General features: G+C 67.9%; 20 protein-coding genes and 3 pseudogenes. 9 read left to right on the plus strand and 14 right to left on the minus strand.

Annotated features, from left to right (window positions below; translation table 11 throughout):
• Window positions 1-12: 12 nt before the first annotated feature.
• The 5 genes from BMG07_RS02015 to secA all read right to left on the minus strand — a co-directional run bounded on the left by BMG07_RS02015 (window position 13) and on the right by secA (window position 7,416).
• A complete protein-coding gene (locus tag BMG07_RS02015; RefSeq protein WP_198082969.1) occupies window positions 13-1,977 on the minus strand; it encodes an acyltransferase family protein in 1,965 nt (654 codons plus the stop codon).
• Between the two features lie 87 nt (window positions 1,978-2,064).
• Window positions 2,065-2,502: an NUDIX domain-containing protein gene (locus tag BMG07_RS02020; protein WP_198082943.1), complete on the minus strand. Its 438-nt coding sequence runs from the start codon at window positions 2,500-2,502 to the stop codon at window positions 2,065-2,067.
• Window positions 2,499-3,374 carry an ATP-binding protein gene (locus BMG07_RS02025; RefSeq protein ID WP_198082944.1) on the minus strand — a complete coding sequence of 292 codons (876 nt, stop codon included), beginning with the start codon at window positions 3,372-3,374 and terminating at the stop codon, window positions 2,499-2,501. The genes BMG07_RS02020 and BMG07_RS02025 overlap by 4 nt, the downstream gene beginning before the upstream one ends.
• Entirely contained in the window at window positions 3,371-4,600 is a 1,230-nt protein-coding gene (argJ, locus tag BMG07_RS02030) for a bifunctional glutamate N-acetyltransferase/amino-acid acetyltransferase ArgJ (protein ID WP_198082945.1), read from the minus strand. The genes BMG07_RS02025 and argJ overlap by 4 nt, the downstream gene beginning before the upstream one ends.
• Before the next feature lie 29 nt (window positions 4,601-4,629).
• Window positions 4,630-7,416, minus strand: coding sequence for a preprotein translocase subunit SecA (gene secA / locus BMG07_RS02035; protein ID WP_198082946.1), 2,787 nt, complete (start codon window positions 7,414-7,416; stop codon window positions 4,630-4,632).
• A gap of 169 nt (window positions 7,417-7,585) precedes the next feature.
• Between secA and BMG07_RS02040 the strand changes: the two genes are divergently transcribed.
• Window positions 7,586-7,894, plus strand: coding sequence for a hypothetical protein (locus tag BMG07_RS02040; RefSeq protein WP_198082947.1), 309 nt, complete (start codon window positions 7,586-7,588; stop codon window positions 7,892-7,894).
• Between the two features lie 60 nt (window positions 7,895-7,954).
• The gene (locus BMG07_RS02045) at window positions 7,955-8,941 is read left to right on the plus strand and encodes an ornithine cyclodeaminase family protein (protein ID WP_198082948.1); all 987 of its coding nucleotides are present in this window, start codon (window positions 7,955-7,957) and stop codon (window positions 8,939-8,941) included.
• 6 nt (window positions 8,942-8,947) lie between these two features.
• On the opposite strand, the pseudogene BMG07_RS02050 reads toward BMG07_RS02045, so the two are convergent.
• Window positions 8,948-10,101 (minus strand): annotated as a pseudogene (locus tag BMG07_RS02050) (pyridoxal-phosphate dependent enzyme).
• 94 nt (window positions 10,102-10,195) lie between these two features.
• On the opposite strand from BMG07_RS02050, the gene BMG07_RS02055 reads away from it, so the two are divergent.
• Window positions 10,196-10,822 (plus strand): transcriptional regulator, encoded by a 627-nt coding sequence (locus tag BMG07_RS02055; protein ID WP_198082949.1) that lies wholly within the window; start codon window positions 10,196-10,198, stop codon window positions 10,820-10,822.
• Between the two features lie 27 nt (window positions 10,823-10,849).
• Here the strand turns inward: BMG07_RS02055 and BMG07_RS02060 are convergent, their stop codons facing one another.
• Together BMG07_RS02060 and BMG07_RS02065 are read right to left on the minus strand one after the other, a co-directional pair.
• Window positions 10,850-11,830 carry a tripartite tricarboxylate transporter substrate-binding protein gene (locus BMG07_RS02060; RefSeq protein WP_198082950.1) on the minus strand — a complete coding sequence of 327 codons (981 nt, stop codon included), beginning with the start codon at window positions 11,828-11,830 and terminating at the stop codon, window positions 10,850-10,852.
• 17 nt (window positions 11,831-11,847) lie between these two features.
• Window positions 11,848-13,089, minus strand: coding sequence for a pyridoxal-phosphate dependent enzyme (locus tag BMG07_RS02065; protein ID WP_198082951.1), 1,242 nt, complete (start codon window positions 13,087-13,089; stop codon window positions 11,848-11,850).
• An 84-nt stretch (window positions 13,090-13,173) separates the two neighbouring features.
• Here BMG07_RS02065 and BMG07_RS02070 point away from each other — a divergent pair, with 84 nt between their 5' ends.
• Window positions 13,174-14,094: a LysR substrate-binding domain-containing protein gene (locus BMG07_RS02070; protein WP_198082952.1), complete on the plus strand. Its 921-nt coding sequence runs from the start codon at window positions 13,174-13,176 to the stop codon at window positions 14,092-14,094.
• 16 nt (window positions 14,095-14,110) lie between these two features.
• Here the strand turns inward: BMG07_RS02070 and BMG07_RS41295 are convergent, their stop codons facing one another.
• The 6 genes from BMG07_RS41295 to BMG07_RS02095 all read right to left on the minus strand — a co-directional run bounded on the left by BMG07_RS41295 (window position 14,111) and on the right by BMG07_RS02095 (window position 21,195).
• On the minus strand, window positions 14,111-14,470 hold the full coding sequence (locus tag BMG07_RS41295; RefSeq protein ID WP_269758538.1) for a hypothetical protein: 360 nt from the start codon (window positions 14,468-14,470) through the stop codon (window positions 14,111-14,113).
• A complete protein-coding gene (locus tag BMG07_RS41300; protein ID WP_269758539.1) occupies window positions 14,443-14,757 on the minus strand; it encodes a hypothetical protein in 315 nt (104 codons plus the stop codon). Before BMG07_RS41300 ends, BMG07_RS41295 begins: the two co-directional genes overlap by 28 nt.
• Before the next feature lie 149 nt (window positions 14,758-14,906).
• The gene (locus BMG07_RS02080) at window positions 14,907-15,938 is read right to left on the minus strand and encodes a response regulator transcription factor (RefSeq protein WP_198082953.1); all 1,032 of its coding nucleotides are present in this window, start codon (window positions 15,936-15,938) and stop codon (window positions 14,907-14,909) included.
• The gene (locus tag BMG07_RS02085) at window positions 15,935-19,567 is read right to left on the minus strand and encodes an ATP-binding protein (RefSeq protein ID WP_198082954.1); all 3,633 of its coding nucleotides are present in this window, start codon (window positions 19,565-19,567) and stop codon (window positions 15,935-15,937) included. The genes BMG07_RS02080 and BMG07_RS02085 overlap by 4 nt, the downstream gene beginning before the upstream one ends.
• 33 nt (window positions 19,568-19,600) lie before the next feature.
• Window positions 19,601-19,996 (minus strand): hypothetical protein, encoded by a 396-nt coding sequence (locus tag BMG07_RS02090; RefSeq protein WP_198082955.1) that lies wholly within the window; start codon window positions 19,994-19,996, stop codon window positions 19,601-19,603.
• Window positions 19,993-21,195: a DUF6402 family protein gene (locus BMG07_RS02095; RefSeq protein WP_198082956.1), complete on the minus strand. Its 1,203-nt coding sequence runs from the start codon at window positions 21,193-21,195 to the stop codon at window positions 19,993-19,995. Before BMG07_RS02095 ends, BMG07_RS02090 begins: the two co-directional genes overlap by 4 nt.
• Window positions 21,196-21,395: 200 nt before the next feature.
• On the opposite strand from BMG07_RS02095, the gene BMG07_RS02100 reads away from it, so the two are divergent.
• The 5 genes and pseudogenes from BMG07_RS02100 to ureE all read left to right on the plus strand — a co-directional run bounded on the left by BMG07_RS02100 (window position 21,396) and on the right by ureE (window position 25,198).
• Entirely contained in the window at window positions 21,396-21,698 is a 303-nt protein-coding gene (locus BMG07_RS02100; protein WP_056594100.1) for an urease subunit gamma, read from the plus strand.
• A gap of 48 nt (window positions 21,699-21,746) precedes the next feature.
• Entirely contained in the window at window positions 21,747-22,349 is a 603-nt protein-coding gene (locus tag BMG07_RS02105) for a HupE/UreJ family protein (protein ID WP_198082957.1), read from the plus strand.
• 8 nt (window positions 22,350-22,357) lie between these two features.
• Window positions 22,358-22,664: pseudogene (locus BMG07_RS02110) on the plus strand (urease subunit beta).
• A 111-nt stretch (window positions 22,665-22,775) separates the two neighbouring features.
• Window positions 22,776-24,492, plus strand: a pseudogene (gene ureC / locus BMG07_RS02115) (urease subunit alpha).
• A 97-nt stretch (window positions 24,493-24,589) separates the two neighbouring features.
• On the plus strand, window positions 24,590-25,198 hold the full coding sequence (gene ureE / locus BMG07_RS02120) for an urease accessory protein UreE (RefSeq protein ID WP_198082958.1): 609 nt from the start codon (window positions 24,590-24,592) through the stop codon (window positions 25,196-25,198).
• Window positions 25,199-25,432 lie beyond the last annotated feature (234 nt).

Here is a 25,432-nt window from a genome sequence, read left to right on the forward strand (position 1 = left end):
CTCGGTCTTCGGCTACTTGGCGGACGGCGTCGTCTCGCTCTTGCGCATCACGCGATCGATGTAGTTCGCGTGGTCTCGCGTGAACTCCAGCCGGAGGTGATCGCCGTCCTTGTACGACGGATTTCCATCGGGCATGACACGCTGGCACGCATTGTCCTTGCACAGGCTGGCCACGGCGTCGATCGGCTCGGCACCGCTCGCCGCGGCGATGGCCAGCAACCGGTCGTTGAGCTGCCTCTGGTTGGCCGGCAGCTGCGCCGTCGGTGTCGTCGGTGCGGCGGTGATGTGCGCCAGCCTGTTGCCCTGGATCAGGCGTCGTGGCGTGAAGTCCGCCCCGCCCGGGTTGTCGAGCAGCAGATACACCTTCTTTTTCTGCGACAGGTCGCGCAGCAGCGCTTCCAGCGAGGCGAGCGAGCGGGCGATGCCGTCCCCGTTCTGGAAGGGATGGACCACGCCGTCCGGTCCGCGGAAGTAATAGTCGACCGCGCCGGAGTCGAGGAAATAGCAATTCCAGCATCCACCGATGACGACCGTCTTGACCTGGGGGGAATAGGCAATGGCCAGCGTCTTGTCGCGGCGTTCCGGGCAGTCGACGTTCTTGTCCGCGAAGACACCAGGCACCGGCGGGCACGAACCCAGGGTCGCGAAATATGCGGTGCGTGTGTCTTCGGGAAAGGCCCGCGCCACTTCCAGCGCGCGAGGCGCGTACTGCTGCACATGGCTGTCACCGACGAAGAAAGTATCGGCCGCGCCGGCACCGACCTTGTAGACCCGCTGGTCGCCGACCATGTCGCGCTCCAGACCTTCGTAATAGTCGCCATCGACCGCGGCATTCGCCACGCCCTGGAGCGCCGCGTTGCTGTTGCGCGGCAAGGGAATGCCGAACGACACCACCGCGCCCACGGCCGCCAGCACCGCCATCGACACCACCAGGGCACGCAGCACGCCCGGCGTCGGCCGATGCCGGGCGAAGCGTTCCACGAACCGGTACGTGGCCCAGGCCAGCAGCACGCTCGCGGCCACCGCGCAGACACGGGCGGTCACCGAGTGGTGCACGGGGTCGTTCTCGACGAGGCGCACATACACCAGCAGCGGCCAGTGCCAGAGATACAGCGGATAGCTGATGAGCCCGATCCACACCATCACCCGGTTCGACAGCAGGTACTTGTTCAGCACGCCCGTCGGCCCCGCCGCGATGCAGCTCATCGCGCCCAGCGTGGGCAACAGCGCCCACCAGCCCGGAAACGCCTTGATGGCCCGGATCATCACCAGCCCGAGCACGATGAGCCCGATGCCGAGCACGGACTGCAGGTGGCTGCGCCACGGGTTGGGAGTCGGCGGGCGCAACCGCATGCAGGCGAGGATGCCCCCGACCATCAGTTCCCAGAAACGGGAGGCCGGCGAATAGAACGACGCCGTCGGAAAGGGATGGACCGTCGCCACGTTGACCAGCAGCGACACCGCCGCGATCGCCAGCACCAGCCGGACGATCGGCCACTTCCGGTGCCAGGCGAAACCCAGCAACAGCGGCCAGAAAATATAGAACTGCTCCTCGATGCCCAGCGACCACAGGTGCAGCAGCGGCTTGGCCTCGGCCGCGGTGTCGAAGTAGCCTGCCTCGCCCCAGAAGACCAGGTTGGCGACGAACGCGGCGCCGCCCACGGTCTGCTTGCCGAGTTCGGCGAACTCGTCCGACAGCAGCAGATACCAGCCGGCGCACAGCGTGACCAGCAGCACCAGCACCAGCGCTGGAAAGATCCGCCGCACACGCCGTACGTAGAAATCCTTGAAGCTGAAATCGCCCGCCGCCAGGCTCTGCAAAATGATGGTCGTGATCAGGAACCCTGAAATCACGAAGAAGATATCGACCCCGATGAAGCCCCCGGGCAGCAGGCTCGGGAAGGCGTGATAGAGCACCACGGAGGCTACCGCGACGGCGCGCAGGCCGTCGATGTCGGGGCGGTACTTGGGGTGCATCAATCAGTCGATCGGTCGTGGGACATCAGGTTGCCACGCCGCCCTCTTCCTGATCCGAAAGAAGGCCGGACACGCCTGACGCGTGCCCTATGCCGCAGCCTGCGGCGCGAACGGCAGCCCGCGCTCCTCCGACAGCCACTGCAACACAGGCAGCGCCCCCGGCAACACCGGCGTCACATCCAGCGGCAGTTGCTGCCACGCCATCTGCTGGCCTTCACGCATTTCGAATTCACCGGTCCACGCCGTCACCTTGCACCAGTGCAGGCGCACCAGCGCATGCGGGTAGTCGTGCTCGGTGATCTTCCAGACCTCGGCGCCGTCGATGGTGATGCCGAGCTCTTCCTGCAGCTCGCGCCGCAGCGCCTGCTCGACCGTTTCGCCCGCCTCGATCTTGCCGCCCGGAAACTCCCAGTAGCCCGCATAGGCCTTGCCTTCAGGCCGGGTCGAGAGCAGCAGCGCGTCGTCGGCCAGGCGAATCAACACGCCGACCGCGACCTCGGTGTGCTTGCGCACTTCGTTGCTCACGCGTTGGCCCGCCCTGCGTAGTCGCGCGCGAACTGATAAGCCACACGGCCGCTGCGCGAACCGCGCTCCAGCGCCCAGACCAGCGCCTCGGGCCGTGCCGCCGCGATGGCGGCGGCATCGACGCCGAACGACGAGAGCCATTGCCCCACGATCGTCAGATATTCGTTCTGGCTGAACGGATAGAAGCTCACCCAGAGGCCGAAGCGCTCCGACAGCGAGATCTTTTCCTCGATCACTTCACCGGGGTGCACTTCGCCGTCGTCGGTGTGCGTGTACGTGAGGTTTTCCTTCATGTACTCGGGCAGCAGGTGGCGCCGGTTGCTGGTCGCGTAGATCAGCACGTTGGGCGTCGACGCGGCAATCGAGCCGTCCAGGATCGACTTCAGCGCCTTGTAGCCCGGCTCGCCCTCGTCGAAGCTCAGGTCGTCGCTGAACACGATGAACTTCTCGGGCCGCTGCGAGACCACCTCGACGATGTCGGGCAGGTCAGTCAGCTCGGCCTTGTCGACCTCGATCAGGCGCAGCCCCTGCGGCGCATAGGCCTGCAGGCACGCACGGATCAGCGACGACTTGCCGGTGCCCCGCGCGCCCGTCAGCAGCACGTTGTTGGCCGGCTTGCCTTCGACGAACTGGCGCGTGTTGCGCTCGATCTTTTCCTTCTGGACATCGATTTCCTTCAGCGAATCGAGCGCCATCGTGGCCACGTGCTTGACCGGCTCGAGCACGCCATGGCCCGAGTTGCGACGGCGGTAGCGCCAGGCGATGGACGCGTTCCAGTCGGGCGGTGCCGCCAGCGGCTGCGGCAGGATCGATTCGATGCGGCCAATGAGCTGCTCGGCGCGCTCGATCAGTTTCTGAAACTGCTCGTTCATGACCGGTAGTCGGCGTTGATGGTCACGTAGTCGTGGCTCAGGTCGCAGGTCCACACGGTCTCGCTGGCGTTGCCGCGGCCCAGGCCGATGCGCACCGTGATCTCGCTCTGCTTCATGACGCGCTGGCCGTCTTCCTCGCGGTACGACGGGTTGCGCCCGCCCTTGACCGCCACGTGCACGTCGTCCAGGAACAGGTCGATGCCGGTCTGGTCGAGGTCGCCGATGCCCGCATAGCCCACTGCCGCGAGGATGCGGCCCAGGTTCGGGTCGCTGGCGAAGAAGGCGGTCTTGACCAGCGGCGAATGCGCCACGGCATAGGCCACCTGCTTGCACTCGGCCGCATCCTTGCCGCCCTCGACCTGGATGGTGATGAACTTGGTCGCGCCCTCGCCGTCGCGCACGATGGCCTGCGCCAGCTGGCGGGCCACGTTCTGCATGGCGGCCACGAGCGCCTTGCCTTCGGCCGAGTCGAGCGAGGTGATGACGGCGTTGGCCGCCTTCTGCGTCGCGATGACCACGAACGAGTCGTTGGTGGAGGTGTCGCCGTCGATGGTCACGCGGTTGAACGAGGCGTCGGCCAGCAGCTTGGCCAGCGGCTGGATCAGCGACGCGTCGATCTTCGCGTCGGTCGCCATGAAGCCGAGCATGGTCGCCATGTTCGGGCGGATCATGCCGGCGCCCTTGCTGATGCCGGTGATGGTGACGGTGGCGCCGCCGACCTGCGCCCGCTGGCTGAAGGCCTTCGGGATCGTGTCGGTGGTCATGATGCCCTCGGCCGCGCGCGCCCAGTGGTTGGCGTCGGCATCGGCCAGCGCGGCCGGCAGGCCCGCTTCGATGCGGTCGACCGGCAGCGGCTCCATGATCACGCCGGTGGAGAACGGCAGGATCTGCTCGGGCGAGATTTCCAGCTTGCGCGCCAGCGCGATGCAGGTCGAGCGCGTGCGCATCAGCCCGTCTTCGCCCGTGCCGGCGTTCGCGTTGCCGGTGTTGATCACCATCGCGCGAATGCCGTGGTTGGCCGCCAGGTGTTCGCGGCAGACCTGCACCGGCGCCGCGCAGAAGCGGTTCTGGGTAAACACGCCGCCGACCGCGGCGCCCTCGTCGATCAGCACGACGGTCAGGTCCTTGCGATTGGCCTTGCGCACGCCGGCTTCGGCCACGCCGATGCGGACGCCGGGCACCGCGAACAAGGCGGCGGGATCAGGGGCAGACAGGCTCACGGGCATGGAGGTTTCTCTTCGAGGGTTTGTTCAGGTCAGCTGAGCTTGCCGTGGCATTGCTTGTATTTCTTGCCGCTGCCGCAAGGGCATGGGTCGTTGCGGCCGACACGGGCAAAGGCCAGGGCTTCGGCGCTCAGCGCGCCGGCACCCGCCGCCGCCAGGCGACGCTGGCTTTCCTCGTCGACGCGCACCTCGACCTCGCCGGTTTCCGTCGGCGCGGTGTAGGTGATGTTGGCAAGGTTCTCGCCGCGGCTCTCGAGCGCTTCGGCGGCTTCCTCAAGCTGTTCGCCCGACTGCACGCGCACCGTCATCAGCTGGCGCGTGACTTCGTTCTTGACCGAGTCGAGCAGTTGGCCGAAGAGCTCGAAGGCTTCGCGCTTGTATTCCTGCTTGGGCTGCTTTTGCGCATAGCCGCGCAGGTGGATGCCCTGGCGCAGGTAGTCGAGCGAGGCCAGGTGTTCGCGCCAGTGGGTGTCGATGCTCTGCAGCAGCACCATGCGCTCGAACTGCGTGAAGTTCTCCTGGCCGATCAGCGCCAGCTTGGCGTCGAAGGTGTCGTTGGCGCCCTTGAGCACCTTCTCGACGATTTCCTCGTCGGAGATGGCGTCCGCCGCCTCGACTTCCTTCTTGAGCGGCATGTCCAGGCCCCACTCGGTGAAGAGCGTCTTCTCGAGGGCGTCGAGCTCCCACTGCTCCTCGACCGATTCGCGCGGTACGTACTGGCGCACGAGGTCGGTGAAGCAGCCTTCGCGCAGCCCGGCGATCTGCGCCGTGAGGTCGCCCGCGTCGAGGATGTCGTTGCGCTGCTGGTAGATCACCTTGCGCTGGTCGTTCGACACGTCGTCGTACTCGAGCAGCTGCTTGCGGATGTCGAAGTTGCGCGCCTCGACCTTGCGTTGCGCGCTCTCGATGCTGCGCGTGACGATGCCGGCCTCGATGGCTTCGCCGTCGGGCATCTTCAGGCGGTCCATGATCGCCTTCACGCGGTCGCCCGCGAAGATGCGCATCAGCGGATCGTCCAGGCTCAGGTAGAAACGCGACGAGCCCGGGTCGCCCTGGCGGCCCGAACGCCCGCGCAGCTGGTTGTCGATGCGGCGCGACTCATGGCGCTCGGTGGCAATGATGCGCAGGCCGCCCAGCGACTTCACGAACTCGTGGTCCTTGGACCATTCGGCGCGCACGTGCTCGATGTCGGCCTGCTTGGTGGCTTCGTCGCGGCCTTCGTCGGCCTCGATCGCCTCGATCATCTTCTCGATGTTGCCGCCCAGCACGATGTCGGTGCCGCGACCGGCCATGTTGGTGGCGATGGTGATCATCTTCGTGCGGCCGGCCTGCGCCACGATGTCGGCTTCGCGTGCGTGCTGCTTGGCGTTCAGCACCTGGTGCGGCAGGCCCGCCTTCTCGAGCAGGCCGTCGATGATTTCCGAGTTCTCGATGGACGAGGTGCCCACCAGCACCGGCTGGCCGCGCTCGTAGCACTCGCGGATGTCCTGGATGGCCGCTTCGTACTTCTCGCGCGTCGTCTTGTAGACGCGGTCGAGCTGGTCTTCGCGCTTGCTGATGCGGTTGGGCGGAATGATCGTGGTCTCGAGACCGTAGATTTCCTGGAATTCGTAGGCCTCGGTGTCGGCCGTGCCGGTCATGCCGGCCAGCTTGCCGTACAGGCGGAAGTAGTTCTGGAAGGTGATCGAGGCCAGCGTCTGGTTCTCGGCCTGGATCTCCACGCCTTCCTTGGCTTCCACGGCCTGGTGCAGGCCGTCGCTCCAGCGGCGGCCCGTCATGAGGCGGCCGGTGAACTCGTCGACGATGACCACTTCGCCCTGCTGCACCACGTAGTGCTGGTCGCGGTGGTACAGGTGACGGGCGCGCAGCGCCGCGTTCAGGTGGTGCATCAGCGTGATGTTGGCCGGGTCGTACAGCGACGCGCCTTCGGGCAGCAGCTTGAACTCGCCCAGGATGCGCTCGGCGTTCTCGTGGCCGTCTTCGGTCAGGAACACCTGGTGCGTCTTCTCGTCGACCGTGAAGTCGCCGGGCACCGTGACGCCCTCGCCCGTGCGCGGGTCGGCTTCGCCTTCCTGCTTGGTCAGCAGCGGCACCACCTTGTTGATGGCCAGGTAGAGGTCGGTGTGGTCTTCGGCCTGGCCGCTGATGATCAGCGGCGTGCGGGCCTCGTCGATCAGGATCGAGTCCACTTCGTCGACGATGGCGAAATTCAGCCCGCGCTGAACCCGGTCGCCGGGCTCGTAGACCATGTTGTCGCGCAGGTAGTCGAAGCCGTACTCGTTGTTGGTGCCGTACGTGATGTCGCTGCCGTAGGCCTGCTGCTTTTCCTCGCGCGGCATCTGGGGCAGGTTGATGCCCACCGACAGCCCGAGGAAGTTGTACAGCCGGCCCATCCAGCGCGCGTCGCGGCTGGCGAGGTAGTCGTTCACCGTGACCACGTGCACGCCCTTGCCGGACAGCGCGTTCAGGTACACCGGCAGCGTGGCGGTCAGCGTCTTGCCTTCGCCCGTGCGCATTTCGGAAATCTTGCCGTTGTGCAGCGCCATGCCGCCCAGCAGCTGCACGTCGAAGTGGCGCATCTTCATGATGCGCTTGGAGCCTTCGCGCACCGTGGCAAAAGCCTCCGGCAGCAGCGCATCGAGGGTCTCGCCCTTGGCGATGCGGTCCTTGAACTCCTGCGTCTTGGCGCGCAGCCCGTCGTCGCTGAGCTTCTCGAACTCGGGTTCGAGCGCATTGATGCGTTCCACCGTCTTGCGATACTGCTTGAGGAGCCGATCGTTGCGACTGCCGAAAATCTGGGTCAGGAAGTTGGTTGCCATGGGTGGAGATGGGCGGGCACCTGAGACGACAGGCACTTCGACCGGATTCCCTAAGATATGGTGAAAGCAGTTGGGCGCGCTTCCCATTAAAGCAAGCGGCCTTTTTTCCGGCGCGAACGTCGGCAAACCGGGCATTTTAGCTGTCTTGTTTCTAACCCCTGGATTACCCATGTATCGCCGCACGCCACCTCCGATTTCGCTGCAGCAAGCTGCGGAAGGCTCGCCCACCCTGGGCAGCCTGATGGCGCGCGCCCGCGACACGGCGGAGCGGCTGAAAGCCGTGGAAGGCCTGATTCCACCTGCCATGCGCGGGGCCATTCAGGCCGGCCCGGCGGAGGGCGACGTGTGGTGCCTGCTGGTCAAGGGCAGCGCCGCCGCCGCCAAGCTGCGCCAGCTGGCGCCGATGCTGGTCACGCGGCTCAAGAACCGGGGCTGGGAGGTGGCGAGCATCCGCATCAAGGTGCAGACGGGACGCTGACCGGCATCGACGAAAGTCGATATTTTTGATTTTTCGTCTGAAAATAGATAATATTTCCAGATGAATGCATCACCGTCGCCCGCCGACGCCCAACTCCTTCTGCTCGACAAGCACCAGGTCGACGCCCTTCTCTCCCCCGACGACGTGCGCCAGGCCGTGCGCGAAGCCTTCGTGTTGCACAGCGACCGCGAGGGCCGCGTGTTCCCGGTCGTGCGCGAGCCGCTGAAAACCGGCGGCGTGTTCGGCATCAAGTCGGGCGATGTGCAGGCCCAGGGCCTGCTCGGCTTCAAGGCCGCCGGCTTCTGGCCCGCCAACCGGCAGCGCGGCGGCGAGCCCCACCAGGCGACGATCCTGCTGATCGACCCCGCCACGGGACGGCCGCAGTGCGTCATCGACGGCAACGCGGTCACGACCGTGCGCACCGGCGCGGCCGGCGGGCTCGGCCTCCAGCAACTTGCGCGCCCCGGCAGCACGCGGCTGTGCGTTTTCGGCACCGGCGTGCAGGCGCGCATCCAGCTCGACTTCGCGCTGCGCCTGCTGCCCACGCTGCAAGACGTTCTCTATATGAGTGCCGACGGCCGGCGCAACACCGCCTTCGAGGCCGCCTTCACCGGGCGCTGCCACATCGCTCCCGCCGGCGACCGCAACGCGGCCGTCGCCCGGAGCGACATCGTGATCACCGCCACCCCGGGCGGCGGCGCGCTGTTCGACCTGGACGCCGTGCAGCCTGGCACGCACCTGAACTGCGTCGGGGCCGACACGCGGGGCAAGCGCGAACTTCCCGAAGGCCTGCTGCCGCGCGCCCGCCTGTTCGTGGACGACCGCATGCAAGCCCGGCAGATCGGCGAAACCCAGTGGGCCCCCGACACGGCCAGCACCGAACTCGGCGACCTGCTGAGCGGCAAGGCGCCCTTCGAACGCGCGCCCGCCGACATCACCGTGTTCGACATGACCGGCCTGGCCTTGCAGGACCTGACCGTCGCGCGCCTGCTGCAAGCACGCGCGGCCGAGACCGGCACGGGCACACGCATCGCGTGGCCCTGGTGAACCCGTTTAGGCGGCAGCGGTGGTGCCGCCGAACAGCTCGGTCATGAACTGCGTGGACTTCAGCCCGGTCCCGGTCAGCAGCGCGACCGTGGTCTCGCCGGGCTGGATCTCGCCGCGCTGCGCCAGCACCTCGATGGCCGCCGCGGCCGAGGCCGACGTGGGCTCGGTGTACAGCCCGCTCGCCGCCAGCTGACGCACCGCCTCGGCAATCTGCGCCTCGGTCAGCGCCACCGTGCGGCCGTTCGTCTCGCGCAGCGCTTGCAGGATTTCCTTCAACCGCACGGGCCGCTTGATCGCCGTGCCTTCGGCAATGGTCGGCAGCACGGCGCGCTCCACCAGCGTGTCGACACCGGCCGTGAAGCTCGCGTCGATCGGCGAGCAGTTCAGCGGCTGCGCCACGAAGAGGCGCGGCAGCTTTTTGATCTGCCCCGCCGCCAGCAGCTCCTTGAAGCCGATCCAGCAGCCCAGCACATTGCTGCCCGCGCCGGCCGGAATCACCACGTTGTCGGGCGCCACAAAGCCAGGTCTTCCCACAGCTCGTAGGCCAGGGTCTTCGTGCCCTGCAGGAAGAACGGGTGCCAGTTGTGGCTCGCGTAGAAAACCGATTCCGACTGGCGCACCGCCTCGTGTTCCGACGCCTCGCGCGGCCCCGGCACCAGTTGCACCTCGGCCCCGAAGGCGCGGATCTGCGCCACCTTCGGCGCCGGCGTGTAGCTGGGCGCCAGCACCTTCACGCGCATGCCCGCCGCCGCGCCCGCCGCCGCAATGGCCGCGCCGCCGTTGCCCGAGCTGTCTTCGAGCACCGCGTGGACGCCGATCTGGCGCAGGAACGACATCATCACGGCCGCGCCGCGGTCCTTGAAGCTGCAGGTCGGGTTGAACCACTCGAGCTTGAAGTACGGCTCGAGACCGCCCCAGCGCTTTTGCACCAGCGGCGTACAGCCCTCGCCCATGCTCGCGGGGTTCTCGATAGCCACGGGCAGCGCCGCCCGATAGCGCCACAGCGAGCGGGTGCGCGAATCGATGTCGTCGCGCGAAATGCCGGGCAGCGGCGTGACCATCATCGGGTTGCCGTCGTCCGAACGCCAGCGGCGCTCGGCCAGGTCGTAGTGCTTGCCGGTGCGCGGATCGACGTAGCGCGCGCGTTCTTTCGAGTTCATTCGCGACTCCATGGACAAAATTGGATAATACATCCAACTCTATACTTTTTGTATAAACTGGATTATTCGTCCAGCGCTGGATACATTCCATGCCATGAAAAAGAAGTCGAACAAGCACGTACTCGAAATGCTGCGCAACATGGCCGAGGGCCTGGGCGAAACCTTCGCGCCCTTCTGCGAAGTGGTGGTGCACGACCTGAGCAACCCGAAGAACGCGATCTACGCCATCGAGAACAGCCTGAGCGGCCGGGAAGTCGGCCAGTCGGTCACCGAGCTGGGCCTGGCGCGCATCCGCGACCCCGAATTTCCGGCGGTGATCGCCAACTACGCCAACACCTTTCCCGACGGGCGCAAGGTCAAGAGCACGTCGATCGGCATCAAGGACGAGAGCGGCGAGTACGTGGCGGCGCTGTGCCTGAACGTCGACCTCACGCTGTTCCAGAGCTTCCAGGGTGCGATCTCGCAGTTCACGCGCATCGAGGACAAGGAAGTGCATGAACACCTGGAAGCCGGCGGCAACCACGCCGACCGCATCCACGCGCGCATTGACGAGTTCGCGGCGACGCGCGCGACCACCTCGCGCTCGCTCAAGCCCGCCGACCGCAGGCAGCTGGTACAGGAACTGAAGAAGGCCGGCCTGCTGGAAGTGCGGCGCGGCGCCGAAATTGCGGCAGCGCACATGGGCGTGTCGCGCGCCACGGTCTACAGCGACGCGAAGTAGAAAGAAGACAGGAAGGACGCCCGTCGGCTACTGCGGTTGCAGGCCGATCTCGTGCGCGGCCTTCTGCCAGCGCTCGGCCTCGGCGCGCAGGAACGCGCGCAGCTCCAGCGGCGTCGATCCCTTCATCTGCACGCCCAGCACCGACAGCCGCTCTTTCACCGACGGATGCTCCAGCGCGGCAATGGCTTCGCGCCGCAGCTTCTCGATCACGTCGAGCGGCGTGGTGGCGGGCGCGACCATGGCCCACCACTGGTCGATCTCCAGGCCCTTGAGGTTGTTCTCGGCCAGCGCGGGCACGCTCTGCAGGCCCGGAATGTTCACGCGCTGCGTGCTCGTCACCAGCAGCGGGCGGATGCGGTTGGCGCCCAGCAGGCTGGAGCCGCTGGCCAGCGTGGCGAAGTGGCCCGCCACCGTGCCCGCCGCCACGTCGGTGAGCGCGGGTGCCGAGCCCCGGTACGGGACCATGTTGAAGCGGATCTTCGTGCGGCTCGCGAGCAGTTCGGCCGCCAAGTGGCTCACCGTGCCCGCGCCGCTGTGCGCGATGGCCGGCGGCGCGGCCTTGGCGGCGGCCGCGCGGATGAAGGTCTTGAAGTCCTTGCTGTCGTCGTCCATGCCCGCGAAGAACACCAGCGGCGAGGTGCCGATCATGGTCACGGGCGTGAAGTCACGCAGCAGGTCGTACGGCAGCTTGGCCGTCACCGCCGGCGCAATGGCGTGCGGCAGTTCGACGATGGCGATGGTGTAGCCGTCGGGCGCGGCCTTGGCGGCTGCGTCGGTGCCGATCATGCCGGCCGCGCCGGGCCGGTTGTCCACGATCACCGGGCTGCCGAGGGTCTGGCTCATGCGCTGCGCCATCGCCCGCGAGATGGCATCGGTGCTGCCGCCCGCCGCCCAGGGCACGATGAGCTTGACGGGCCTGTCGGGGTAGGCGGCCCAGGCGGGCAGGCTGGCGGCGAGCAGGGCTGCAGGGCCGGCGGCCAGAACGGCCCGGCGATTCATCGTCGGCATGGCGGATTCCTTTGGGTTCAGACGGAGCGGTCGGGCCAACTCGGGTCGCTCGACGCGCTGGCCGTGAGCATCAGCACCACATGGGCATCGGCCGCGATGGCATTGCTCTCGCGCAGCTGCTTCAGCGCGGCCAGGCCGCCGGCCGCGCACAGCTCGGCGCTCACGCCGGCCGCGGTGAGCAGCCGCCGCGCCGCGCGGGCCTGCTCGTCGTCCACCACCACCGCGCCGCCGCCCGTGGCGGTTGCCGCCTGCCATTGCAGGTAAGTGACGGTGGCGCCGGCGGTCGAGAACTGGTCGGTATGGCCCGGATAGCTGCCGTTGATGGCGCCGCCCGCCAGCACGCGCGACAGCCGCGCGAAGGGCTCCACCAGCCACAACTTGGGCAGGCGCGCGATGCGCCCCGCCGCCAGCAGGTCGCGAAAGCCTGCATAGATGCCCCAGGCGAGGTCGCCGCGCGCGGTCGGGATCACGATGTGATCGGGCAGGCCGCCGTCGGTCACGCATTCGAGCGCGATCGGCTTGTAGCCCTCGATCGCCAGCGGCGCGCTGCCCAGCGCGGGCAGGCGGTAGTTGGTCAGCGCGAAATAGCCGGGGTACTGCGAGCGCTCGCGCACGAAGGCCCAGCGGCTCGCGTTGTCGGCGAACACATAGCGCCGCGCGCCCAGCGCGTCGAGTTGCCGCGCGAAGGTGGCGGGCATGCCTTCGTAGGTGGCGACCTCGCAGCCCAGGCCCGCGGCCCAGGCGTAGTGCGCCGCCGAGACGGCCGCGTTGCCCGACGAGGCCAGCACCAGCGTGTGGGCGTCGAAGTCGAGCGCCTGCGCCACGCCCACGGCCGTCATGCGGTCCTTGTGCGAGCCGGTGGGGTTGCACGACTCGTCCTTGATGGCCAGCCGGGCCACGCCGAACTGCTGCGCCAGCTCGGGCATCTGCTGCAGCGGCGTGCCGCCCTCCCCCAGCGCGAAGCCCGACGCATAAGGCATGGGCATCGTGTCGGCCGGGCTGTCGGGCAGGTAGCTGGCACGCAGCGCGACATGAATGCCCGCGCGCTTGCAGGCCGGGCAGCCGTCGTGCGTGAGCGTGATCGGGTAGAGCGCGTCGCACCGCAGGCACTGCAGGCCGCGCAGGCGCGGGTTGCGCGCGGGCTTCGGCGTGCGGTCCCGGACCATCGCCGGAGACTCCCCCGACGGGGAGGCCAAGGGGTCCGCGGGCGATGCGGCGAACTTGAAATCCAGGACTGGCGATGTCGTCACGAGGGTCATGCGTTGGAGGTTGTGCCCAAATCTTATGCAATCGGAAATAAAATTACGCAGCCCCAGATACTCAACCGATAAAAAAACTTATCGATGCGCTTCGCCGAAATCGAGACCTTCCGGGCGCTGATGCGCGGCAGCTCCACCCGCAAGGCAGCCGCCCTGCTGCATGTGACGCAGCCCGCCATCAGCCAGTCGCTCAAGCGCCTGGAGGCGCAGGCCGGCATGCTGCTGTTCCAGCGCACGAGCGGGCGGCTGGTGCCCACGCCCGAGGCGCGCGCGCTGTGGATCGAGGTCGAGCGCGTGTTCATCGGCATGGACGCCATCGAGCACCGCGTGCGCAGCCTGCGCGACTTCGGCGTGAGCCAGCTCGAGCTGTGCTGCTTTCCGGCCTACGGCCTGGGCTTCATGCCGCGCGCGCTGGCACGGCTGAAGGCGCACCGCGGCGCGAGTCCGTGGCCGCAGGTGTCGCTGCAGGTGCTGAGCTCGAAAGACGTGCGCGACCGCGTGGCCATGGGCATCTCCGACTTCGGGCTGATGGCCGACGAGCTCTCGCTCGAAGGCATCGAGCACTCGACCTTCGCGCGCTTTCCCGGCGTGGTGGTGATGCCGGCGGACCATGCGCTGGCCCGCTTCAAGACCATCAAGCCCGAGCAATTGGCCGAAGCGCCCTTTCTCTCGTTGAACCCCGAAGACCCGTCCCACCAGCGGCTCGAGGCCGCATTGGCCCCGCACGGCGTGGCGCTGCGCGTGCTGGTGCAGACGCCCTATGCGGCCAGCGTGTGCGAGATGGCGCTGCGCGGCCTGGGCGTGGGCCTGGTCAACCCGATCACCGCGCTCGACTACGCCGAGCGCGGGCTGGTGGTGCGCAAGTTCTCGGTCGACGTGTTCTTCACCTGCCTGCTGGCCATGCCGGCGGGCAAGGTGCTGTCGGCCACCGCGCGCGACTTCATCTCGCTGATGCGCCAGCAACTGGCCGAAGACGAAAAACGGATCCAGCGCTACCTGCGCTGATGCCGCGGCCGGCGGTTCACTTCCAGGTGAACTCGTGGTTCAGCCCGATCACGAAGCCGCGCACGCCCTGCGGCCCGGTGCGCGAGGCGCTGACGTCCACGCTGATCAGCGGTGTCAGGCTGAAGCGCCCGCCCACGCGCGAGGTCCACACGCCCGCCGCGCGGTTGCGCTCCGCGATCAGCGACACGGTGTCGTTCAGCGCCCATTCGACCGCCGCCCCGCCGCGCGGCGTGCGAACACCGGTGCCCAGCGCCCAGTCGGCGCCCAGGTTCACATGCACCTGCAGGCTGCTGGCCGGGCGCCAGGTCATCGGCACGACCAGCTGCCCGCCCATGCGCCCGCCGCGCTTCAGGTCGGACACGGTGCTGGCGGACACGGCAACGCTGAACGGCGCGTCGGCGCCTGCCCCAGAAAATTCCATTTGACCTGCGGCCCGCCCGTGACCGAATGAACGCCCGCCACCGAGGTGCGGTCGAAATTCAGGCCCAGCTCCACCGGCCCGACCCGGCAGGCCGGCCCGAAGTGAAAGCCCGTGACCGGCTCGGTGCCCGTGCGGCCCCACCAGGTTTCGTACTGGCACTGGCCGGGGTCGAGCGTGCCCGCGTCGTCGACGTCGAAATGGCCCGCGGCCTGCGCGCCCAGGCTCGCGAACGCGCAGGACACGACAAGCGCCCAGCCGGGCGCCGGCGGTCGGGTGTTTGTTCCTTGCCTGTTGTTCTTCATCGCGAGCATCCCTCGGGCCCTGGAAACATTCTAGGGATGCCGGAAGTCGGCGCCATGACGCGGCGCCGCAGCGCTTTTTGGCGGAACGCTCAGATCTCGAACTGCGGCTGCAGCTCGCGGATGCGCTTGATGGCCACGCCGGCGGCGGCCGTGCGCGTCTCGACGCCCAGCTTCACGTACACCCGCTCCAGGTGCTTCTTGGCCGTGGCCGGGCTGCTGCCCAGGATTTCGCCGATGTCCTTGTTGGTCTTGCCCTTGACCACCCAGTACAGCACCTCGGCCTCGCGCGCCGTGAGCTTCAGGCTCAGGCTCATGGCCTCGATCACGCCAGTGTCGGACACCTCGCGCATGATGATCATCCACTCGTCGCCGTCGTCGTCGCTGCTGGTCTGCTGGTGCAGCCGCAAGGTCAGGCTGCTGGCGCCTTGCGCGATCGACAGCACCGGCGGCTCGATGCCGCGCTGCCGCGCATCGGGCGTGTGCTTGCGCAGCCAGTCGAGCACCGCGGGCGGCGTCTCGGGCGCGCGGGTTTCGCAGTAGCGCAGCAGCAGGTCGCGCGCCAGCGCGGTCTGCCAGATCAGCCGGCCCTCGGGCAGGCGCACGGTGATGCTCGCGTAGCCGAAGGCGTCGAGCGCGTTGCGCGCCTGGCCGGCCTGCTGCGCGTCCTGCCGCGCGCGGCGGGCGCCCTGCAGGTGCACGTTCATGCGCGCCAGCACTTCCTTCGGCTTGATGGGCTTGGTGACGTAGTCGACACCGCCCGCCTCCAGCGCGGCCACGAGGTGCTCGGTCTCGGTCAGGCCCGTCATGAACACGATCGGAATGTGCGCCGTGGCGGCATCGGCCTTGAGCCGGCGCGCCACCTCGAAGCCGTCGATGCCCGGCATCATCGCGTCGAGCAGCACGATGTCGGGCCGGGCCTGCGCGGCACGCTGCAGCGCCTGTTCGCCGTTGGTGGCGATGAGCACGGTGTAGCCCGACTCGTCGAGCGCGTCGTGCAGCACCGCGAGGTTGTCGGGCACGTCGTCGACGATCAGCACGAGGTCGCTGTTGGCGCCCTGCTGTTCGCGCAGGGTTCGGGCCAGCGGCGATGCTTCCGTGGCAATGGGCGGGGTCTGGGTCATGCGGCGCTTTCAACGGCTTCGGCGAGCGCGCGGCTCATCGCTTCGAACTGGAACTGACGGGCCAGCACGCGCTGGGCTTCGGACCAGCCAGCGCACTCGGGCTGCGCCGCGTCGATGGCGTCGAGCTGGTTCATGATGCCGCGGAAATAGCCGAGGCTCACGGCCTCCTCGAGCGCGCGCAGGCGCGGCAGCGACGGGGCCTGCAAGGTGCGCGGCGCCACGGGGGCGGGCTTGGCGGCGGTGTCGGTCCATTGCAGCCCGAGGCGGCGCTCCAGCCAGTCGAGCAGCTCGGTGTGGCGCACCGGCTTGACGAAGAAGTCTTCGGGCGCAATGCCCACGTCGTTGTCGAGCCCCTTGTCGAAGGCGTTCGCCGAGACGATGGCCACCGACGCCCCGTTCAGCCCGAGCTTGCGCGCGCGCCGGATGGTCTCCCAGCCGTCGATGCCCGGCATCGCGAGGTCGACGAACATCGCATCGGGCCGGTAGCCGGCGGCGATCAGGTCCAGCGCGTCGTGGCCGCTGGCCGCGCTGCGCAGCTCGAAGCCCAGCGGCGCGAGCACATGGCCCAGCAGGTCGCGGTCGGCCTCCTCGTTGTCGACCACCAGCAGGCGCCTGCGCGGTCCTTCGTAGCCGCGCCGCGCGCGCTGCACGGGCACCGGGCGGCCGGTGCCGGCCACCGTGTCGTGCACGCGCGGAAGGAAGAGGCGCACGCAGAACAGCGAGCCTTCGCCCGGCGTGCTGCGCACCTTCATCTCGCCGCCCATCAGGTCGGTCAGCATCTTCGCGATGGTGAGCCCCAGGCCCGCGCCCGGCGCCGCCGACGCGCCCGCCGCGTTGCCGCGCGCAAAGGGCTCGAAGATGCGCTCGATGTCACCGGCGGGCATGCCCGGGCCGGTGTCCTCGATCTCGATCGACGCGAACTCGCGCGCATAGGCCAGCCGCAGCGTGACCTGCCCCGCCGCCGTGAACTTGATCGCGTTGCCCAGCAGGTTGATGAGGATCTGCAGCACGCGCTTTTCATCGGCGCGCACCACCTCGGGCAAGGGCCCCGCCGCCTCGAAGCGGAACTGCAGCCCCTTCTCGGCCGCCTGCAGCTCGAACATGTCGGCCAGCTCGCGCAGCGTGTCGGCAAAACGCATCGGCCGCGCGTGCAGCGTGAGCTTGCCGGCCTCGATGTGCGCAATGGCCAGCGTGCCTTCGATCAGCGACAGCAGATGCTCGCCGCCGCGCTTGATGACGGCCACCGCCTGCTGACGGTGCGGCGGCACCGACGGGTCTTCGCCCATCAGCTGCGCGTAGCCCAGGATGCTGTTGAGCGGCGTGCGCAGCTCGTGGCTGATGGCGCTGATGTAGCGGCTCTTGGCCTGGTTGGCCTGGTCGGCCGCCTGCTTGGCGAGCTCGGCCGCGAGCTTGGCGTGCTCCGCGATCTCGCGGGCCTCGTCGGCAGTCTGCTTGGCGGCTTGCAGCGCACGGTCGGTCTCGCGGTGCAGCGCGATCTCGCGCACCAGCAGGTGGGTCTGGCGGTTCGATTCTTCCTGCGCCACCTTGCGGCTCTGGTGCGCCAGCACCAGCCACCACGCGACGATGCCCGCGATGACCAGCAGCGCCATGTAGGCCTTGAGAAAACCCGAGCGCAGCGAAGACTGCTGCACGCCCGCCAGCGCCGCCGCCACGTCGGCCTGCGAGGCCAGCGCCAGCGCGCCTTCGCCGAACGCGCGCAGCTCCTGCTGGTAGAGCACGCCGAACACCACCGCCAGCAGCGGCACGATGACCAGCATCAGCAGCAGGAAGTGGCCGAGCCCCGTGTCCAGGTAGCGCCAGCTGCGCCGCGGCAGCAGCCAGCGCAGCACCGCCGACCACTGCGCCGACAGGCTCGCATGCGGCTTGCACAGGTCGCCGCAGCGCGCGTCGAGCGTGCAGCACAGCGAGCAGATCGCGCCCTGGTAGGCGGGGCAATGGGCCATGTCGGGCCCTTCGTACTCGCGCTCGCAGATCACGCAGTGCTGCACCTTCAGGCGGCGGTAGCTGCCCTCGCCGCCGTTGCCGTAGTCATCGTGCTCGACCTTCGCCCAGCGCACCGCGCGGGGGCCCGGCGCGGGCGCGAACGCCACGGCGCCCTGCGCCCACGAGCCGCGCGCCAGGTAGTACTTGCCGCCCGTCGCCCACGCCAGCAGCGGCGAGGCGACCAGCGCCGTGCCCAGCGCGATCAACGCCGAGAACGCCTGCGCCAGCGGCCCGAACACACCCAGGTGCGCCGTGATCGACAGCCCCGAGGCCAGCGCCATCGCGCCCACGCCCACCGGGTTGATGTCCCACAGGTGCGCGCGCTTGAACTCGATGCCCGGCGGCGACAGCCCCAGCGGCTTGTTGATGACCAGGTCGGCCACCACCGCCATCATCCAGGCGATGGCGATGTTGGCGAACAGCCCGAGCACGTCGCCCAGCGCCTCGAACACGTTCATCTCCATCAGCATGAAGGCGATCAGCGCGTTGAACACCACCCACACCACGCGCCCCGGGTGGCTGTGCGCCACGCGCGAGAAGAAGTTGCTCCACGCCAGCGAGCCCGCATAGGCGTTGGTCACGTTGATCTTGAGCTGCGAGATCACCACGAACAGCGCCGTGGCCGCCACCGCCCAGCCGTAGTTGGGAAAGACGTACTCGTAGGCCGCGAGGTACATCTGGTTCGGGTCGACCGCGCGCTCGGCCGGCACCATGTGCTGGATGGCGAGATAGGCCAGCAGCGCCCCGCCCAGCATCTTGAACACTCCAAGCACCACCCAGCCCGGCCCGCCCGCCAGCACCCCGGCCCACCAGCGCCGCGCCGTGGCCGCGGTGCGCGCGGGCATGAAGCGCAGGTAGTCGGCCTGCTCGCCCATCTGGGTGATGAGCGCAATGCCGACCGTGAGGGCAGCGCCAAAGAGGTGCAGATCGAAGCCCTTGGTGGCCGATCGAACCCCGTTGTAGTGCACGATGCCCGCAAACGCACCAGGATCGCGCACCAGCACGTAGCCGAAGGGCACGACCAGCATCAGCAGCCACAGCGGCTGGGTCCACAGCTGCAGCCGGCTGATGGCCGACACCCCGTGCGTGACCAGCGGAATCACCACCAGCGCGCACACCAGGTAGCCCCAGACCGGCGGAATGCCCAGCGCCAGTTCCAGCGCATAGGCCATCACCGCCGCCTCGAGCGCGAAGAAGATGAAGGTGAAGCTCGCGTAGATCAGCGAGGTGAGCGTCGAGCCGATGTAGCCGAAGCCCGCGCCGCGCGTGAGCAGGTCCATGTCGACGCCGTAGCGCGCCGCGTACACACTGATCGGCAGGCCCGCCAGGAAGATGATCAGCCCCGTCGCCAGGATCGCCCAGAAGGCGTTGGCAAAGCCGTACTGCACCAGCAGCGTGGCCCCCACCGCCTCGAGGATCAGGAACGACGCCGCGCCGAACGCCGTGTTGGCCACCCGCCATTCGGACCACTTGCGAAAGCGCTGCGGGGTGTAGCGAAGGGCGTAGTCCTCCAGTGTTTCGCTGGCGACCCAGCTGTTGTAGTCGCGCCGCACCTTGACGATGCGCTGGGGCGCGTCGTCGGGGGTGGTGGGGGCTTCGGCGGGGTTCACACCGTTTCGGTGCATCTTTCGTGCCATCGGCACGGGCGCCCCCGGCGGTCAGGGGAGTTTGGCGAGGAGTCTGTCGAGGCGGGTGGGCGGGAGCTGGATGGCGCCGTCGTCGAGGGAGGTGTCGTAGATCAGCCAGCCGTCGTCCACCCAATGCAGCGCAACGCCGTGCTCCGTGTAGACGCGTTCCGCGAGCAGTATCGGATCGCCCGTGCGATAGAGCCTCAGCAAGATCGTGTCGCGACTGGTGAAGACGAGTCTGGCCGTGTAGGCCCCATCTTGAATGGGTGAAACCTCGCTCCACCATTCGTCGGGACGGTTGTCGGCCCTGAGGCGAGCCTTCACCTCGAAGCAATACTTGATGGCGAACAGGATGAACGTGGCGCAAAGCGTCCACCGGAGGACACGCCCCGCTCGCCGCAGCGCGGCGCGAATGTCGAGCCTCATAGCGCCACCCTGATCGGCGTGTCGAGTTTCATGGTGAACCGGTCTGTATAGATGACGAAATCGCCGCCCTGGTTGTGCTTGCGCTGCCACGCGCGAAAGTCCGAGTTCCTGACCGGATAGAGCACGGCGTCCTTGGCATGCACGTCGCCTTGCACCACCGGATATCCGACCCATCCGATGTTCGCCAATGCCGCTGCCTCGTGAACAGGAACAATCGCCACATGGCTGCGACTCCAATGCCCCAGGTACTGCGACGCCTCGCCCTTCTTGTCCGTGAATGTGAAGTTGTCTTTCACGTAGACGGAGACGTGAGTCACGACGGCAGCCTTGTTCTTGTGGTCGAAGTAGGCGTATGAGATCGCCGCGTAGAGATTGAAGGAACCCAGGACACAGGTCAGGTCGTCCGGCGCACCTTCGTTGAAGAGCGACTGCGTGACGAACTGCGCCAGCTTCTGGCTGAGGGTGCCCTCCACGGGCGCCAACTGGAACTGGAACGCCTTGTGAAAACTCGGGATGTCTCCCTTGCACTCGAGCCAGGGCCAGATGTCCCGCCGGTTCCGGTACGGGCGCAGCGCGTTGGCCGCTATCTTCAGCGCAGGCGGCGTTTCGAGCTGGGACATCAGGAAGTCCAGCCCTTTCCTGGCCCTTTCGAACCTCAGCACCCAATCGATCTTGACCGAGGTGGTGTCGATCATGCTCGGCGGATAGGGCACCCCGTTCTGGTTGATGCCGTTGCGCTCGTCACCCGATGTCGGCGAGTAGTTCAACGGGCCTGCAAACCATTTGTCCATCAATTGCGCCCCGAGCGGCGCCCCCAGCTTGCGCATCGCTCCCGGAATATCCTGGATGTCGAATGGCGGAACGGTCTTCGCAGGCTCGGTTTTGTCCGCCGGTGCGGGCGGGGGCGACTTCAACCACTGCTGGAAGCGCCCCACGGCGCCGGACATTGACTCCGCAACCTTGATCGCGCCGAGTACGGCGCCGGCATAGGAGTCTTCCTTGGACTGCCTTCTGGAGGGCACTTCCATCGATTTCCGTCCGCGCCCCTCGACGCCGGTCCGCCCCTGCGCCAATGGTGGCGCCCGGTTCATCGACAGCGCAATGCCCTCACCACAAATCTCACCGGCCTGCGGCGCCCATGACCGCATGAAATTGCTCGACTTATGAAAGTCGACCTTCCCGCCAGCTTGCGACTGCATGTTCCAGCCCTCCCTTTTTTCTTTGTGCATCCGAACGCGCCCAAAGTAGCACCGAGCCCCCGTTTCCAGCCCCTCTCGCACAGCACCCAATCACCACTTCCGTGCAATCCGTACGACTTTTGGCGAACACGGCACGACTGTTGCAAAGGAGTCGCTTTGCCCATAATGGCCGACTCTCCCAGCCACCCGATGCCGCTCCCATGGAACTGACCCCGCGCGAAAAAGACAAGCTGCTGATCTTCACCGCGGCGCTGCTCGCCGAACGCCGCAAGGCGCGCGGGCTGAAGCTCAACTACCCCGAAGCCATCGCGCTGATTTCCGCCGCCGTGATGGAAGGCGCGCGCGACGGCAAGAGCGTGGCCGAGCTCATGAGCGACGGGCGCGGCGTGCTGACCCGCGCCGACGTGATGGACGGCATCGCCGAGATGATTCCGGACATCCAGATCGAAGCCACCTTCCCCGACGGCACCAAGCTCGTGACCGTTCACCAGCCCATCGTCTGACGCCAGACGGAACGAAACAGAACACAGAACAAGAAGGACGCTTTCTCCATGCGCAAGACCACCGCCTCCAAGACCCTCGCACTGCTCGCCGCATTGCTCCCGTTCGCAGCCAGCGCCCACGTCGGTGTCGACGGCGGCATGCACCACGGCTTCAGCACCGGCTTCCTGCACCCGTTGACCGGCGCCGACCACCTGGCCGCCATGGTCGCGGTCGGCTTCTGGAGCGCCCTGGCCGCGCGCCGCGCCTGGCCCGACCTGCTGTGGGCGCCGCTGGCCTTCGCCGGCATGCTGCTGGTGGGCGCGCTGATGGGCCTGGCCGGCGTGCAGTTGCCGGCGGTCGAGCCGATGATCGCGGCCTCGCTGCTGGTGCTGGGCCTGCTGGTGGTCACGCGCGTACACCTGCCGGCCGCGGTCGCCATGGTGGTGGTCGGCGTGTTCGCCGTCTTCCACGGCGTGGCGCACGGCTACGAGCTCGCGAGCGAGCAAGGCGCGGCCCTCACGCTGGCCGGCATGGTCTGCGCGACCGTGCTGCTGCACGTCGCGGGCATCGCCGTGGGCTGGGCGCTGCGCAACGCCAACGCATGGCTGCCGCGCGTGGCCGGCGCCGCCGTGGTGGTGCTGGGTGCGTCGCTGCTGGCCCAGGCCGTCTGAGCACCGCCATGACGCCCGGCGAACTCTTCACCGACGACGGCGAGCACACGCTCAACCCCGGCCGCCGCACCCTCACGCTGGTGGTGCAGAACACCGCCGACCGGCCGATCCAGGTCGCTCGCACTACCACTTCGCCGAGACCAACGGCGCGCTGGGCTTCGACCGCGAGGCCGCGCGCGGCATGCGGCTGAACATCGCCTCGGGCGCGCGGTGCGCTTCGAGCCGGGGCAGCAGCGCACGGTCGAACTGGTCGACTTCTCCGGCGATCGCATCGTCTACGGCTTTCGCGGCCTGGTTCAAGGGAAACTGGAATGACCCCCAGTCTTCGCGCACTTCGTGTCGCTACGCCAACCCCCTTCCAGGGGGCGACGCCAGCGGCCCGGCAAAGCCGGTTCCGCGGCATCCCACGAAAAGAGGAACGCTGAGATGGCGACCATCGCAAGGCGTGCATACGCAGAAATCTTCGGCCCCACCGTGGGCGACCGGGTCCGCCTCGCCGACACCGACCTGCTGATCGAGGTCGAGGCCGACTACACGCTGCGCGCCGGCGGCTACGGCGAAGAGGTGAAGTTCGGCGGCGGCAAGACGATCCGCGACGGCATGGCGCAGTCGCAGCGCACCCGCGCGCAAGGTGCCGTCGACACGGTGCTGACCAACGCATTGATCCTCGACCACTGGGGCATCGTCAAGGCCGACATCGGCCTGAAGGACGGGCGCATCGCCGCCATCGGCAAGGCCGGCAACCCCGACGTGCAGCCGGGCGTGGACATCGTCATCGGCCCGGGCACCGAGATCATCAGCTGCGAGGGCAACATCGTCACCGCCGGCGGCATCGACAGCCACATCCACTTCATCTGCCCGCAGCAGATCGAAGAGGCACTGTCTTCCGGCGTCACCACCATGCTCGGCGGCGGCACCGGCCCCGCCACCGGCACCTTCGCCACCACCGCCACGCCCGGCCCCTGGCACATCGAGCGCATGCTGCAGGCGGCCGACGCGTTCCCCATGAACCTCGGTTTCCTCGGCAAGGGCAACGCCAGCCTGCCGCACGCGCTGCACGAGCAGATCGAGGCCGGCGTCATCGGCCTGAAGCTGCACGAAGACTGGGGCACCACGCCCGCGGCCATCAGCAACTGCCTGGACGTGGCCGACGCCACCGACACGCAGGTGGCCATTCACAGCGACACGCTCAATGAATCGGGCTTCGTCGAGAACACGATCGCCGCCGTGGGCGGGCGCGCCATCTGCGCCTTCCACACCGAGCGCGGGCGGCGGCCATGCGCCCGACATCCTGCGCGTGGTGGGCGAGGACAACTTTTTGCCCTCGTCGACCAACCCCACGATGCCCTACACCGTGAACACGCTCGACGAGCACGTCGACATGCTCATGGTGTGCCACCACCTGGACGCCGGCATCGCCGAAGACCTGGCCTTTGCCGAGTCGCGCATCCGCAAGGAAACCATTGCGGCCGAAGACGTGCTGCACGACCTGGGCGCCATCAGCATGTTCAGCTCCGACAGCCAGGCCATGGGCCGTGTCGGCGAGGTCATCATCCGCACCTGGCAGACCGCGCACAAGATGAAGCTGCAGCGCGGCAAGCTGCCCGAGGACAACGAGCGCAACGACAACTTCCGCGCCAGGCGCTTCGTCGCCAAGTACACGATCAACCCGGCCATCGCGCACGGCATCGCACACGAGGTCGGTTCGCTCGAAGTCGGCAAGTGGGCCGACATCGTGATCTGGAAGCCGGCCTTCTTCGGCGTGAAGCCCTTCACCATCCTGAAGGGCGGCACCATCGCGATGGCGGCCATGGGCGACCCGAACGCGTCGATCCCCACGCCGCAGCCGGTGCACTTCCGGCCGATGTTCGGCGCCTACGGCGGCTCGCTCGCCAGGAGCTCGCTGACTTTTGTGTCGCAGGCCGGGCTGGCGTCGGGCATCAAGGAACGCTATGGTTTGTCCAAGCACCTGAGCGCGGTGAAGAACATCCGCAACGTGCGCAAGAAAGACCTGATCCACAACGGCTACGCGCCGAAGATGGAGATCGATGCGCAGACCTACGCGGTGCGCGCCGACGGGCACCTGCTGACCTGCGAGCCGGCGAAGCTGCTGCCGATGGCGCAGCGGTATTTCCTGTTCTGACGCGGGGGCAAGCGCCTGCTTGACAGGCTGCGTATCCTCGAAGGTATTCACGCAGTCCACGGGCGCTTCGGCGTCCACCAGCCTCATTCGCATCACCATGCTCACCGCCAACAAACTCATGCCCCAGGGCCGCGGCCTCGCGCCCGTGTTGCTCAAGCGCGCCGCCACCATCGAACTCGACTGGGACATCCGCCAGAAGAGCCGTTTCGACGCCACCGATTCCCAAGGGCGCCAGATCGGCGTGTTCCTGCCGCGCGGCACGGCCGTGCGGGGTGGCGACGTGCTGGTGGCCGAAGACGGTTCGCTGGTCCGGGTGATCGCGGCGCCGCAGCCGGTGCTGCGCATCACGCACTGCACGGCCCACGGCACGCCGTTCGACCTGACGCGCGCGGCCTATCACCTGGGCAACCGGCATGTGCCGATCGAGCTCAAGCCCGACCACTTGAAGATCGAGCCCGACCATGTGCTGGCCGACATGCTGCGCTCGATGCACCTGATCGTCGTCGCGGTCGAGGAGGCCTTCGAACCCGAGGGCGGCGCCTACGGTTCGCACGAACATTCGCACGGCGGTGGTGGCCACAGCCATGACCACGCGCACGGCAGCAGCAGCAAGGGCCCGAAGCCGCTCGTGCTGGCGCCGGAACTGCTCGACGACCATGACCATTCGCACGGTCACGATCACGGGCACCACGGTCATTCCCACTGAGATGAGGCTCTGCTGTTCGGTCCGTGGCGTTCGCGGTTCTTCGGGGCGCGCCCGCGCCGACGGTGTGCTCTGCTCCGCGAATGTCCCCCGGCCTGCGGCCTCCTCCTTTATTTCGCTGCGCAGAGCACACCATCAGCGCGAGCGTTATGCGCAGCGGTCGTTGATCGGCGAGCACCAGCCGCGTGCCCAAGTGCACAGGGCATCGGGTGTCTCCCGCAGCGAAATAAAGGAGGA

This window comes from Variovorax sp. E3 (assembly GCF_016082275.1).
Classification (GTDB): Bacteria; Pseudomonadota; Gammaproteobacteria; order Burkholderiales; family Burkholderiaceae_C; genus Variovorax.